5 protein-coding genes are annotated in these 15,040 nt (G+C 71.6%); 3 read left to right on the forward strand and 2 right to left on the reverse strand.

The features are described 5' to 3' along the window. Positions 1–59: 59 nt before the first annotated feature. Positions 60–6,431: an RHS repeat-associated core domain-containing protein gene (locus HDA31_RS18930; RefSeq protein ID WP_246384536.1), complete on the reverse strand. Its 6,372-nt coding sequence runs from the start codon at positions 6,429–6,431 to the stop codon at positions 60–62. Between the two features lie 276 nt (positions 6,432–6,707). On the opposite strand from HDA31_RS18930, the gene HDA31_RS33055 reads away from it, so the two are divergent. After that, positions 6,708–11,150: a LamG-like jellyroll fold domain-containing protein gene (locus HDA31_RS33055; protein ID WP_178064158.1), complete on the forward strand. Its 4,443-nt coding sequence runs from the start codon at positions 6,708–6,710 to the stop codon at positions 11,148–11,150. An 80-nt stretch (positions 11,151–11,230) separates the two neighbouring features. Here HDA31_RS33055 and HDA31_RS18940 read toward each other — a convergent pair whose 3' ends face one another. Then, positions 11,231–12,271 carry an App1 family protein phosphatidate phosphatase gene (locus HDA31_RS18940; RefSeq protein WP_074476020.1) on the reverse strand — a complete coding sequence of 347 codons (1,041 nt, stop codon included), beginning with the start codon at positions 12,269–12,271 and terminating at the stop codon, positions 11,231–11,233. A 151-nt stretch (positions 12,272–12,422) separates the two neighbouring features. Here HDA31_RS18940 and HDA31_RS18945 point away from each other — a divergent pair, with 151 nt between their 5' ends. Next, entirely contained in the window at positions 12,423–14,039 is a 1,617-nt protein-coding gene (locus HDA31_RS18945; protein ID WP_178064157.1) for a hypothetical protein, read from the forward strand. A gap of 64 nt (positions 14,040–14,103) precedes the next feature. Then, positions 14,104–14,919 carry a peroxide stress protein YaaA gene (gene yaaA, locus HDA31_RS18950; protein ID WP_178064156.1) on the forward strand — a complete coding sequence of 272 codons (816 nt, stop codon included), beginning with the start codon at positions 14,104–14,106 and terminating at the stop codon, positions 14,917–14,919. Positions 14,920–15,040: the final 121 nt, after the last annotated feature.

The raw sequence follows: 15,040 nt of genomic DNA on the forward strand, positions 1-15,040 counted from the left end.
CCTACTCGGGACATTAGAATCACTCAACTTCAACCCCCGAGAACAGGCTTTATCAACACTCAAGAGACAAGAGCGGGGTTGATCCAGCACACCAGTACGCAGACGACGACCGCGCCGACCGTGACCGCTACCCCACCGGCCGCCGCCGCAGTTCCTGGTTCCGGCGCCTCAAACTTGACACTCTCCCCGCCTTCCTCTTTCTTCTTACCCCCCGCGCCGTAGTGACTCTGCCTCTTCTGCCCGTTGCGCGAGTCGATCTTCTCATTCGTAGTCTGCTTGGCCTTGGCTCTTTTGTACACCTTCTCGTCCACCGGAAGGCCGTCCTTCCGGTCTTTCAGCACCTGCCTCTCCTCCTCCGTTAGCTGCTCACGGATATTGCGCTTACCACGCCCCCCGGATGCAGCCCAGCAGACATCCGAGTCCCTACACTCTTTCATCTCTTGCACTTCTTGCTGGAGCGTACGCTCATTGGAAGCCAGCAATTCCTGGGCCTCTTGCCGCTTCCGTCGCTCCTCGTTACTGAGGCACGAATCCGGGAGAGGGCATCCGCGGTGCCCCAGTCCCCGAAATCCGCCGGCATTGATGCCCTTTCGATGAATTCTAGCGCGAGTGGTGCTCTTACGGCTCCTTTCGCCCCATTCTACGTTTCTGGTACTACCACATCCGTATTTGCAGCCCGTCGCGGGGCTATATCCGTAACAGTCAAAATGCTTGCAGTCGTCAGGGATCATTCCGGTCGGGTCGCTAAGGGTAACCGGGGTGTTGTTGGCGTAGGAGTAGCCGTTCCACTGTTGTGGCTGAGCGGCATCCTGGAGGGGGTCGACGGAGGCGAAGCGCCCGATGGCCGGATCGTAGGCACGGGCGCCGACGATGGTGAACCCGGTCGGGCTGGTCGGCTTGTTGAGGAAGCCACGGTTGTCGGGAACGGCGACCGCCGCGCCCCGGGCCGCCCCGTACGGCGTGTACTGCCGCCAGGTGGGGTTCTGCGCGGTGTTGTCGAGGTAGAGGGCCGGGGTGCCCTGGTGGTCGGCAACGGCGAAGGTGTAGGCCGTGCCGCTGCCGGAGCGGATGCAACTGCCGCCGCCCGGCAGGTCGAGGTAGCGGTTGCCGTCGATGGCGTTGGTGGCCGTGTTGAGGGTGAGCTGCTGCCCCGGCAGGTAGAGGGTGGTCTTGCCGGGTTCCTTCTGGAGCAACAGGTTGCCGTCGGCGTCGTAGATGAAGGTGTTGGTGCCACTGGTGCCGCCGGTGACGTTGGTCAGCTTGCCGGCGTCGTCCCAGGCGAGAGTCTGGTTGCCCTGGGCGGCGTTGCGGCCGGTGGTGTTGCCGGCGGCGTCGTAGGTGTAGGAGGTGCTCCCGGTCGCCCCGCCGCTGGTGGCGGTGGACGTCAGGGTGTGGGGCTTGTTCTGCCCGTTGCCGTCGTAGGTGTAGGTGGTGGTCGTGTCGGTGCCGCCGGTCAGGTTGTGCTCGACCTGCTGGGTGCGGTTACCGATCGGGTCGATCGTCCAGCTGGTCCAGTAGGCGCTGCCGGCGCCGATGCTGTTGCCGACCATGGTCTTGTCGGCGTTGGTCGGCGTGGTGGCGCAGGCGTCGGTGGCGGTCCACGCTTCGGTGAGGCGGGCGAGGCCGTCGTAGCCGTAGCACTGGGTCTCCGCAGGGGTGGTGACCCCGAGGCGCTTGCTGGTCTTACGGGTGATGTTGCCGACCAGGTCGTACTTGTACTCCTGCTCGTCGACCGTCGCCGGGGTGGCCGTGGAGCGGGTGACGAGTTGGTTGGTCAGCCGGCTGGTGTGGGTGTCGTAGGTGTTGGTGACGTAGGCGGCGCTGGTGGCGGTGCCGATACTCTGCTGGTTGACCCGGCCCCAGGCGTCGTAGGTGACGCCGGTGGTGTAGGCGGCGAGGCCCGCGAGGGTGGTGGGCAGGTCCAGCACGCCGGAGTAGCCGTGCAGGACGGTCTCGGCGGGCAGGCTGCCCTTGGCCGGGTACGTGTCGGACAGCGGCAGGCCCAGCACCGAGGTGTACGAGTGCCCGAAGACGTACGAGCCGGCGAGGGTGCCCTCGGTGGCGGGAATGGTGACGGTCTGCCCGAGGCTGCTGCCGAAGACGTTGAACGCCTTCTGCTGGGTCGTGAAGGGCTGGCCGTCACGGTAGGCGACGGTGGTGGTGAGCTTGCCGACGGCGTTGGTGACCCCGACGACGGCGTTGCTGTTGTCGTACACCCAGGCGGCGCGCTGATTCGCCGACGACTGGCTGGCCACGGTGGCAGCGTACTCGCCGGTCTTGCGGTCGAGGGCGTCGAAGGTGAACGACAGGGTCTTGGTGCGGCCGTCGGTGGACTGGACGAGGTTGCCGTTGGCGTCGTAGACCATGCTGCTGTTGCCGGCATCGGGGTCGGACTTCGCCACGACCTGGCCGAGCAGGTTGTAGGTCGAGGTCCACACGTTGTTGTCGGCGTCGGTGAGCGTCGCCTGGTTGCCGCGGCTGTCGTAGGCGTACGTGCTGGTCGTCGCGGTGCCGCCGGCGACGGTGAAGTCGCCGGTGAAGGTGTCCGCCGGGGTGGTCACCGTCGGGCGGGCCTGGTATTCGTGCAGCTCCTTCTCCCGGCCCAGCGGGTCGGTGACGGTGGCCTTGACCACGCCACCCGTGGACGGCACGACCGTGGTGCGGTCTCCGGCGTGGATCGTCGTGGTGGTGGAGACGGTGACGCCGTTCTTCGCCGCCGTGGTGACGATGGCGCGGCCGAGGCCGTCGTAGGTGGTGAAGGTCTGGTGGGGCACCTGCTTGCCGAGGGTCGCCGCCGACACCGGCGTGGTGACGGCGGGCGTGGTCGCGTCGTCCCACCAGCCGTTGTAGGACGCCCTGGTCCAGCCCCGGGTGTCGTAGAACGTGTCGGTGATCATCCGGCCGCCCTGCGGGGTGACCGTCTGCGTCTGCCGGCTGCGCAGCAGGGCGTCGTAGAGGGTGATCGAGGTCTGGTAGCCGTTGGAGTTGTTGAGCTTCTGGCTGGTCACCGCCGTGACGCCGGTCTTGGACACCGTGTAGGTGAACTTCTGGTTGGCGTTGCTGCTGGTCGCCCGGTTGTACAACCAGACGGCGGTGGCGCGGCCCAGGGCGTCGTACTGCTGCCGGGTCACCACGTTGTTGGCGTCGGTGCTGGTGAGCATGCCGCCGCGCTTCGGGTTGATCGTGGCCGACGACGTCTGGAGCAGCGCGTTGGTCGTCGAGGTCCCGGTGACCAGGTTGGCGGCGTTCATGGTGTAGCCGGTGCTGGTCTTGTTGTTCTTGGCGTCGTACTCGTCGACGACGCGGCCGTACGTGTCGTAGGTGGTCTTCCCGCTGGTCTGCCAGACGTAGGCGCCGGCGGTGTGGTCCCTGGCGACCTGGGTGAGGGTGACGTCGCCCTTGGTCGGGGCGGCGGCCTGCGGGAACGTGGTGGCGAAGGTCGGGTCGTCGTAGAAGTTCCGCTCGACCTTGACCACCTGCGCCGGCCGGCTCACCGTCGCCGGGGCGGTCAGCGTGTTGACGCTGCCCGGTTCGGAGACGGGGCTGCCCTGGGTGAACCCGCCGCACGCCACCGACACCGTCTCGGTCTGGCTGACCAGCCCGGCCAGGTTGGCGCCAGCGTTGACCGGGGCGTACGTGTAGCTGGTGCACTGGTCGTACGCGGTGTTGACCGGCACCGTGTAGGTGTAGGTGTGCTTCAGCTCGCCGAAGGTGGCGCTGGCGATGTTGGCGTCGTAGCTGTTGTCGCTGGCCGTGTAGCGCCAGGTCAGCGACGCGCCGCTGGTCACCGCCTGCCGCGCGTACGTCTTGATCGGCGCGACCCACTGTGCGGTCAGGGCCGACAGGCCGGTGCGCGAGCGGGTGGCGGTGGCCCCGGACACCCAGTAGGAGGTGATGGTGGAGGAGTCGACCCGGCCGCCCTCACCGAGATACTGGGTCGTCTCCAGCTCCCTGCCGGCGAGCTCGTCGACGTCCTCGTGGACGCCGCCGGCCGAGTCGGTCAGGTTGACCACGGTGGTGGAGTTGTTCTTGCTCATGCCGCGGTGGTAGGCGACCTCGGACTGGGTGCGGCGGTCGTTGACGCCGTCGCCGCTGAAGGTGCGCACCTTGGCGTACCCGCGGAACTGCCCGTAGGTGCGGTACTTGGCCTTGACGACCTCGTTCTCGTCGTAGCGCCAGGCCGCCCCGCCGAGGTAGCTGTAGCTGGTCGACAGCGCCGGTGCCCCGCCGGTCGGGTCGGTGGAGGTGACCCGGGTGACCGCGTACTTGTGGAACCAGTCCAGCTTCGGGTTCACGAACCCGTCGGGGGTCCAGTAGACCGGGTAGCACGACTTGGTGTTCGTGGCCGGGGCGGTCGTCACCGGCGCGGTGCACGGCACCGGCAGCTCGTAGCTCGGGGAGATCACCGAGCCGGTCTCGGTGGTGATGGTGGCGATGCGCTGCCGGTAGAAGCTCGGCAGCCCGCCGGCCGTGTCGACCCGGTTGGGCAGCTTGATCCCGGTGAACGACACCGACGGCAGGGTGATCGCCGCCGTCGAGCCGCCCGCGCCCGTGTCGTGGCCGGTGCGGACGACCGACGTCAGCCACAGCGTCGGCGACGTGCCGTCGCCGGTGGCCGGCATGGTGTGCGACAGGGCGTACGAGTCGACCGGCTCGTACGCCGACGTGGCCGTGTCGTACTGCTGCGCCTCGATGGACGTCAGGCGGACCGTCGAGAAGAACGACGGGCTCCAGTTGTCGCAGTCGGTGCCGGAGTTGCAGATCAGGTCGAACGGCACGTCCGGCCAGTTCGCCTTGTTCGCCGAGTTCAGCGGCTGGCACGTGCCCGACAGGCAGCGGTCGCCGGTGGTGAACACCACCCGGTTCGGCACGGTGCCGTAGGCGTTGCCGTCGGTGAAGCCGTAGTCGATGCGCGACAGGTTGCTGTCGCGCACGTACGACACGTCGGTGGCGCCCTTGTTGCGGCCGTAGAAGTTCGTGGCCTGCTGGTAGTAGTAGGCCATCGCGTTGCCGTGGACGTCCTTGACGTAGTCGAGGTTCCACCGGTAGGCCATCGTGCACACCGACGAGGAGAACCCGGCCGAGTTGTAGCACGGGTCCCCCGAGTGCGGCGAGTAGACGGGGGTGTGGTCGACCGACTTCGTCTCCGCCTTGCCCGACGTCCAGCCCGGCAGCCGGTTACGGCCGAACTCGTAGACCGTGCCGTCGCGCAGCGTCACCCGCCAGTAGTCGGTGTTGTAGGTGCCGGTGCCGTTGTTCGAGTCGACCACGTGGGTGACCACCTCGCCGTTGTCCGACTCCGGCTTCCACTTGCTGTCGCCCGCGTCCCACACCAGCGACGTCGACGACCCGTTGAGCGACAGGGTCAGGATCGGCCCGTCGTAGCACCGGTCATAGGTCTTGACCGGCGACGCGCTGCCGCCCGGGTCGTCCATGCAGGAGGCGAAGGTCTGCTCCACGTACGACCGGGGCGTCGACCATCCGTCGCCCACCCACGACGACTGGGCGTTGGTCGACGCGGTCTGCCCGTCGACGCTGCCCGAGTCGTAGGACAGCGCCACCGTGGGCACCAGGTCCGACGCCGCCGGCGGCACCGTCACCGGATACGAGTACGTGAACGAGCCGGTGTTCCCGCCGCCGGTCCACGAGCCGGACGGCTTGAGGTCGGTGGCCGCGTAGGTGCCGCCCGCGCCACCCTCCTCGCCGGCCGCGGCCACCGCCGCCAGCACCACGCGCGCGCCGGACGCGGAGGCGGTCATCGGCACCTCGGCCGAGACGGTCCGCGCCGCCGGATCGTTGGTGGACGCCAGCGGCTGCGCCGTGCGGCATTCCGCCGCCTTCGGCGTGGTCAGTGCGCACTCGGGCAGCCGGACCAGCCGCAACCGCGACCCGTAGTTGCCGCCGTACGCCTCGGCGAAGCCCGCGTAGTCCACGCCGACCCGCGCCGCGCCCGACGACCGGTCCGGCGTCACCGACAGCAGCACGCCGTCGACACCGGCGGCTTCGGCGGCCTTGCGGTCGGCGACCGTCACCGCGAGCCGCTTCGGCCCGGCGGGTTGTCCGCTTTTGACCATCACCGGCTGCGCCCACACCGGGGTGCCCGCCGCCCGCGCCTTCGGCGATCCCGCCGACAGCGCCTGCGGCGCACCCAGCTCGACCTGTGCCGACGCGGCGTTGGGCCACACCGTCCTCGACGGCCGGTGGGTCGACTTCGCATCGTCGCGCGGCGTCACGAACCGCGTCGGCAACGGCTTGACGCCCTTCACCGACGGACCCGGCGACGTCGCGGGTGGCTTCGCCGCACCCTCACCCTTCGGCTTCGCGGCGGCCGGAGCGCCCGACCAGAGCCCCGCCACCAGCGCCGCCGAGGCGACCACCGCGACCATCCGTCTCGACCCGGTCAACAGACGTGTGCCCCCGTGCTCGACCATGCCCACTCCACTCCGCAGAAGACAGAAAGCCACGCAGCGTGCCCGAACGAGCACCCGCGTGGCGCGAACAATGTTTCACGTTCCCCCAGGCAGAAGGTCACGGCGAGGTAACGATAGGGGGTGGCGCGCGGATCAAAAGCGCCACAGTGAGTCCGAAAGGGACAACCGAATGTGATGTTCGGCGTTCCCCGGGGCCGCTCGGGCTGATTCACTGTGGCCGCCCACCGGACGCGAAACCGCGTCCGCCGGACACGAACACGGGGGAGAAACCACTCCATGTCCACGAACAGCCCTCCTGTCAGGACAATCAGGTCGAAGGCCCTCGGCTCGGTGGTCGCGCTGAGCCTCGCCGCGGCGGGCACCGCGACCGGCCTGACGCCCGCGCCGGCCGCCGAGGCGGCGTCGTCGGCGCCCGCCGCGAAGCCGGCCACCGGCCCGCTCGGCGTGGACCGCGCCATGACCGAGGCCCGCCGCACCGGCCGACCCGTCGAGGCCACCGCCGCCGGCACCTCCACCTCCACGATGACCGCCCGACCCGACGGCACCGTCGAGCTGACCCAGACCGCCACACCCACCCGCACCCGCATCGACGGACAGTGGCGCACCCTCGACCCGACCCTCCTCCGCCACCCCGACGGCAGCATCACCCCAACCGTCACCACCAACCAGGTCCGACTCTCCCCCGGCGGCACCGGCCCCCTCGCCGAACTCACCAGCGGCGACCGCGCCCTCACCCTCACCGCACCCATGACACTGCCGAAGCCCGTCCTGTCCGGGCCCACCGCCACCTACCCCGACGTGCTACCCGGCGTCGACCTCACCGTCCGCGTCACCGCCGACGGCGGCTTCTCCCACGTCTTCGTCGTCAAGAACCGCCACGCCGCCCGACACCCCAAGCTGACCACCCTCGACCTCACCACGTCGACCAGAGGCGTCACGCTCACCGCCGACGCGGCGGGCAACATCACCGGCCACGACCGCACCGGCCACCCCGTCCTCACCGCACCCGCCCCCACCATGTGGGACTCCACCACCAACCCCACCGCACAGGCCACCGCGTCGAGCGCCACCGCGCCGGGCCGGACCGCGAAGAGCGCCCCCATCGGCGTACGGATCTCCCCCGGCACGCTGCGCCTGTCCCCGGACCGGAAGCTGCTCGACGACCCGGACACCGTCTACCCCGTCTACGTCGACCCCACGTTCAACTGGACCCCCGTCGGGCCCAAGATGTCCGGCTGGGCCACCATCTCCTACCAGCACCAGTCCACCAACTTCTGGAAGGACACCCCCGACCTCATCGGGCGCATGCAGGTCGGCAACTCCGGCAGCCAACGCTCCCAGACCCTGGTCAACTTCCCGATCCCCTACAGCACCCTCGCCGGGGCCGAGATCCACGACGCCATCTTCAAGATCACCAACACCAAGTCGTGGAACTGCACCGCCAAGACCGTCAACATCTACGCCCCCGCGACCACCCTGAGCTCGTCCAACGCCACCTGGAACCACTGGGAGGGCGTCACCAAGGGCAGCGTCGTGGCCTCCAGGAGCTTCGCCTACGGCTACACCGGCTGCGACGCCGACGCCGTCTCCTTCGACGTCACCAACCAGATCGAAGCCGACGTCACCGCAAAGAAGCCCACCCGCACCCTGTGGATGGTCGCCGCCAACGAGGCCAGCGACACCCAGAGCTGGAAGGAGTTCCTCGAAACCAGCCCCACCCTCACCATCCGCTACAACCACAAGCCCAACACCCCGACGGGGATGACCACCTCACCCACCACGTCCTGCGCCGCCGCCAGCCCCACCGTCGTCGGCGACACCTCGGTCTCGCTCTACGCACCGGTCTCCGACACCAACCGCGGCACCCTCGGCGTGACCTTCAAGCTGTGGAAGGCCAGCACCCCCGGGACGCTGCTGGTCAACACCAACCCGAACCTGCTGACGTACTCGTCCGGCAGCACCGCCGTGTACGTCGTGCCCCGCGCGACCCTCGCCGCCGCCGCCGGCGTCACCGGGACCAGCAACGGCGCGCCGACCACCTTCGCCTGGCAGGTCCAGGCCACCGACTTCCGCACCCCCAGCAACTGGTCGGCGACCTGTCGGTTCACCTTCGACGCGACCCGCGCCGGACCGCCGCGGATCACGCCGCCCGCCCAGACCACCGTCGGCGTCCAGGCCAGCTTCACCGTCGCGCCGCCGGAGAGCGGCACGCTGCCCACCGCCTACAACTACCAGCTGAACGCCGCGCCGCCGGTGACCGTCGCCGCCGACGCCGGTGGCAACGCGACGATCCCCGTCCGGCCCACCCGGCTGACGAACACGCTCTCCGTCACCAGCGTCACGGCGGCGGGCCAGAACTTCGGCGAGACGGACACCCTGACCTTCAACGCCGTCCCCCCGGCCACTCCGGCCGCCGACGGCGACCTCACCGGTGACGGCCGGGCCGACCTGCTGAACGTGGGCTCCACCAACAACCTCGCGGCGGGGATCTGGCTGGCGGAGAACAACGGCGCGGCCGGCGTCAACCCGAACATCAGCAACATCGGCGCCCGCGGCAACGGCGTCTCCGGGACGAACTCGCCGTCCGACTTCGACGGCGCCCAGGTCGTCAGCGGTCGCTTCCTCGGCGGCAGCTTCCAGGACGTCCTGGTCTACTACCCGGCCGCCAACCCCTTCCGCGCGGAGCTGATCGCCGGCAACGGCGACGGCTCGGTGCTGCGCCCGGAGCGGGTCGAGAACCAGTTCGGCATCGAGGGTTCGCTGCTCGACGACCCGAACGGCAAACCGCCGATCCAGCTCGCCAACGCCGGCGACAGCCGGCAGGCCGGCTCCGGCTACCCCGACCTGATCGGCACCAGCGGGGACACCGCCAACGGCTACTTCCTCACCTACTATCCCAACTTCGGCATCCCCGGCGGCTACCTCGGCACCCAGCACACCACCGCGTCGACCCCGACGGGGGGCACGGACTGGAACAACTGGCGCATCGCCACCGCCGAGGCGTCGGACGGCACCGCCATGTTCCTGTGGAACCGGACCACCGGCGCGCTGCACCTGTGGACCGGCCTCGCGTTCAGCCAGGACACCGGGCAGCTCACCTACACCGCCCGCACCCTCGCGGCGTCCGGCTGGAACACCGGCGGCAACCTGAGCCTGCGCGCGGGTGACATCAACGGCGACGGCACCGTGGACCTGTGGACCGTGGGCGCCGACGCCGCCACGACCGCCTGGCTGGTGACCGGCCTCCAGGTCGGCGGCGCCACCGTCACGGCGCAGCCGAAGCAGACCCTGATCACCTCGGACCACACCTGGAAGTTCGACGACACCGGCGACGGGGCGGTCACGACCGCGACGGACGTCACCGGCGGCAGCACGCTGACCGCCTCCGGCGGCGACGCCTACTGGCGCAGCGACGACCTGTTCAGCCCGGCCCTCATCATGAACACCGACGAGACCGGTACCGCCGTGAATCCCACGGGCGACGGGGCGCTGACGGTCAACAGCCCGCTGATCGACACCACGAAGTCGTTCAGCATCTCGGTCTGGGCCAAGCCGACCGCGGCGGGCGGGGTCATCGCCAGCGAGGACGGCGCCAACGCGTCGCGCTTCCTGCTGTGGAACAACACGAGCGACAACACGTGGCGCTTCGGCATGGGCAACGCCGACAGCGGCTGGTCGTACACCCAGGTGGTGACCCCGGCCGGGACGGCGCTCGGCGTCTGGACGCACCTGGTGGCGACCTTCAACGCCAAGACCCGGACGATCTCGCTGTACGTCAACGGGGTGCTCAAGGGCAGCGCCCAGTTCACCGCGACGCCGACGTGGCCCAGCGGCGGCAAGTTCGTCGTCGGCCGCTACCTCTACCAGGGCCAGCCCACCGCCTACTACGCCGGGATGATCAGCAACCTCCAGGTGTGGAAGCGGGCGCTCACCCCGACCCAGGTGGGGGCGAGCAACACGGCGCCGGCGGCCGGCGCGCGCACCCCGTTCGGCTCGACCACCTGGACGCCGCCCGGCACCGGGACCACCGAGACGGACATCTACACGGCCGACACCGACGGCAACCTGTGGCGGCACCGCAAGCAGAACGCGCAGCTGGGCACCCCTCGGTTGATGTCGACCGGGTGGCACCAGTTCACCGTCTTCGGCATCGCCGACTGGGACCACGACGGCAACCAGGACATCGTGGTCCGCGACAACACCTCCTGCGAGCTCCAGGTCTTCCTCGGCACGGCCGACGACCTGAGCGCCACGCCGACCTTCCTCGGCAACCAGTGGTGCAACTACCGCCCGTACGGGGTGGCCGACTGGAACCGCGACGGCTTCCAGGACGTGATCACGGCGGGGTCCACCAACGACCTGTGGGTGTATCCCGGCGACCTCGCCGGCGGCACGAGCGCCCGGGTGGACGTCGGCGACGGCTGGTCGACCGACTTCGCCCCGTACGGCATCGCCAACGTCGTCGGCGATGCCACGCCGGACGTCTACGCCCGGGCGGCGAGCACCGGCCTCCTGCGGTTGTACGACTTCCCGGCGGCCAACATCAGCCAGGTCGGCGTGGGCTGGGCCGGCTACACCTCGTTCGGCCTGACCGACTTCAACCGCGACGGCAAGCCCGACGTCGTCGCCCGGGAGAACTCGACGGGGATCCTGTGGCTGTATCCCGGCGCCTCGGCGGGTCTGCTGAGCGCCCGCAGCCAGCTCACCACCGGCTGGTGACGTAGGGCGACCGGCTGGCCCGGCCCACGGGCCGGGCCAGCCGGTGTCGGGTGGAGACGGTCAGACCAGCCCCGCGACGGTCAGACCAGGCCCGCGTCGCGCAGCAGCTTCCACAGGCCCGCGCCGTCCGGCGCGGAGAGCCACTTCTGCCCCACCGGGCCCGACGAGGAGCTGCCCGACGGGGTGGGCAGGCTGCCGGCGAGCACCGACTGGGTGGGCGACAGCCGGCGGATCGCCACGCCGGCCACGTTGTCGGGGTGCCCGGCGGCGAACTCGCGGTAGATCTCCGGGTCGTGCTGGCCGTCGTCGCCGATGAGCAGCCAGCGCACGTCGGGGAACTCCCGGGACAGCCGGGCCAGGGTGGCCCGCTTGTGTTCCCGGCCGCTGCGGAACCACCGGTCGGCCGTCGGCCCCCAGTCGGTGAGCAGCAGCGGCCCGGCCGGGTAGAGGTGCCGGGACAGGAACCGGGTCAGCGTCGGCGCGACGTTCCACGCACCGGTGGAGAGATAGAACACGGGCGCGCCGGGGTGGGCGGTGACGAGGCGCTCGTAGAGCACCGCCATGCCGGGGACGGCGGCGCGGGCGTGCTCGTCGAGGACGAAGGTGTTCCACGCGGCGAGCAGCGGGCGCGGCAGGGCCGTCACCATGACCGTGTCGTCGATGTCGGAGAGGATGCCGAACCGGACGGTCGGGTCGAGGACGCGGATCAGCGCCTCCACCGGCTCGGCGTCGGCGACGCCGAGGCGCACCGACGCCCAGCCGGGGGTCAGGTCGGCCTCGACGACGGTGTCGACGAAGCCGCTGCGGTCGGCCTTCGCCTCGTGCGTCACCCCGCCGGCCTCGATGGTGACCGTCACGTGCTTGGCGGGCAGGGTGGCGAAGCTGCGCCAGCCGCGCACCTTCTCCAGCCGCTGCCGGGACCGGGTGTCGGGGCGGCCGAGCAGCACCCGGCACAGCACCCGCGCCCAGCCGGGGGCGCCGTAACCGGCGTACGCGATGATGTTGGTCTGCCACCCGGTGCGCCGCAGCCGGCGCTCGACCAGGTTGTGCACGGCGTCCTCGAACCGCGCGGCCCGGTGCAGGTTCGGTACGGCCAGTTCGCCGGCGGGTGTCGGTGGCACACGGCAACCCTGCCACACGGCGGCGAGGTCGGCCACGCGAGCCGCCGGCTGCGCCGGTGGCCGCCGCCCGCCCCCGGTCTGCGGCGATCCGGCCCGGCCCGCCCCGGGCGCGTGACACACTCCGGTCGGGGCGACGACGGGGGCGTTGGTCGTGTCGACAGCTGTGCGGGACCGTGGGCGGTGGCGTCCGGCGCTCGACCGGCCGGCGCTGGCGGCGCTGCTGCTCGGGCTGGCCGGGTTCGGCTACCGGCTGGTCCTCACGCTGCTCACCGTGCCCGTGTCGAACAGCGACGAGGCCACGTTCGGCCTGGCCGCGCTGCACATCGCCGCCGGCCGGGAGCACCCCGTGTTCCTGTACGGGCAGCGCTACATGGGCATGGCGGAGGCGTACCTGGCGGCCCCGCTGGTCGCCGTCGCCGGGCCGAGCTGGGCGGTGCTGCGGCTGCCGGTGCTGGCGCTGTGGGCGCTGTTCGTGTTCCTGGCGTACCGGTTGACCCGCCGGATCTGCGCGCCGTGGTTCGCCGTGCTGGTCGTCGGCCTGCTCGCGCTCGGCCCGGAGCGGGTGCTGCGTGACCAGTTGCAGGCGGTCGGCGGGCGGCCCGAGGTGAAGCCGGCGGTGCTGGCGATCCTGCTGGTGGCGGTGGGGCTGGCCGACGGGCGGGTGCGGTCCCGGCCGCTGGCGGCGGGGGCGGCGGGGCTGCTGGCCGGGTTCGCCGTCTGGTCGGACTGGCTGATCGTGCCGTACCTGGCGGCGGCCGTCCTGCTGCTGGCCTGGGTGCTGCGCCGGGAGCTGTTCGGCCGGTGCGGGGCGGCGCTGGCGGCCGGGGTCGTCCTCGGGGCGGCCCCGCTGGTCGTCGACAGCCTGCGCGCGCCGCCGGGGCAGGACTCGCTGTCGGTGGTCCGGCGGATCAGCGGGGAGGCCGGCGCGTCGCCGCCGCTGGCCGAGCGGCTGCACGGCGGGCTGCTGGAGGGGGTGCCGTTGGCCACCGGGCTGTGCCCGGCCGGCGGCTGCGCCCGGTGGCAGCAGTGGTTCGGGCTGTGCTATCCCCTGCTGTTGGCCGCCGCCGCGGTGCTCGCGCTGGTCGCGTACCGGCGGGCCGCCGCCGGGCCGGCCGGCGACCGGGTCGGGCCGGCCGCGCAGCTCGCCCTGGTCGCGGGCGCGGGGTTGACCCTCGCGGCGTACGTGCGCAGCCCGCTGGCCGCCACCGATCCGCTGAACAACGCCCGCTACCTGTCGGTGCTCCAGCTGTCGCTGCCGGTGGCGCTGTGGCCGCTGTGGGTGGCGGCGCGGCACGCCTGGCGGGGCACGACGGGCGCGGCGGGGCGGCTCGCCGGCGCGTCGGCGACGGCGGCGCTGGCCGGGCTGGCCGCCACCGCGCTGGCCGCCACCGGCCTGTTCCTGGCGGGCCTCGGGCCGCTGCGCGTCGAGGAGCGGCAGGCCCGCCAGCTCGCCGACGTCGTGCGCCGGGCGGGGCTGCGCGCGGTGTACGGCGAGTACTGGACGTGCAACCGGCTCGTCTTCCAGACGGCGGAGGAGGTGCGGTGCGGGGTGCTCGACGGGCGGCTGATGCCGGGGCAGAACCGGTACCGGCCGTACTGGCGGCAGGTGGCCCTCGCCGACCGCCCCGGGTACGTGCTGGTGGCCGACGGTCCGGCCGACCGGCGGCTGCGGGAGCTGCTCGGCCCGCGCGGCGGGGCGGCGCTGCTCGCCGAGGTCGGCCGCTATCGCGTGTACCACCCGGAGACGGCCGTGCGGCCGTGGCGCTGAGCGGGGTGCGTACGCTGGCCCGACCGGCGTGCACGACGCCGGGTGCGCGAGGAGTCGTGAGGCGATGCTCATCCTGCTGCCGCCCTCGGAGGGCAAGGCCGACGCCGGGACGGGCCGGCGGCTGGACCTGGCCCGGCTGTCCCTGCCCGAGCTGACCGACGCCCGCGCACGGGTCCTGGCGGCGCTGGTGGGGCTCTGCGCGGGCGTGGACGGGGCGGCGGGCCCGGACGAGGCGGCGGCACTGGCGGCGCTGGGGCTGACCCCGGGGCTGGCCGGCGAATTGCGCCGCAACGCACGGCTGGAGCGGGCGGCCACCGCCGAGGCGGGCCGGCTCTACACGGGGGTGCTCTACGAGGCCCTCGACCTGGCCACGCTGCCGGCGGCGGCGCAGCGGGCGGCCCGCCGGTCGGTGCTGATCAGCTCCGGGCTGTGGGGCGCGGTGCGGCTCACCGACCGCGTCCCGCCGTACCGGTGCCCGATCGGGGCTCGGCTGCCGGGCGTGGGCGCGCTGTCGGCGTACTGGCGGCGGGAGCTGGGTCCGGCGCTGGAGGCGGCGGCCGGGCGCGGCCCGGTGCTGGACCTGCGCTCCGGCGCGTACGCGGCGACGTGGACCCCGCGCGGCGAGCTGGCCGGGCGGACGGTGACCGTGCGGGTGCTGCACGAACGGGACACCCCGTCCGGGCCGGTCCGCACGGTGGTGAGCCACTTCAACAAGGCGACGAAGGGGCGGCTGGTGCGCGACCTGCTCACCGCCGGGGCCCGACCGCGCACCGCCGACGGGCTGGTCGCCGCCCTGCGCGAGGTGAAGTACACGGTGCTGGAGCAGCCCGTGGCGGCCGGGCGGCCCCGGGCGGTCGACGTCGTGGTGACGCAGCTGTGACGCTCCGAACTGTCGCAAGATTTCCTCAAGCCTGGCGGCCACGGGTACCACCGGGCCGTCCGGCGGGTCACGGTATGGGGTATCCGACGCCGACAAGGAGACCGTGGTGCCCCTCGAACCC

It is taken from the genome of Micromonospora carbonacea, from assembly GCF_014205165.1.
Taxonomy (GTDB): domain Bacteria; phylum Actinomycetota; class Actinomycetes; order Mycobacteriales; family Micromonosporaceae; genus Micromonospora; species Micromonospora carbonacea.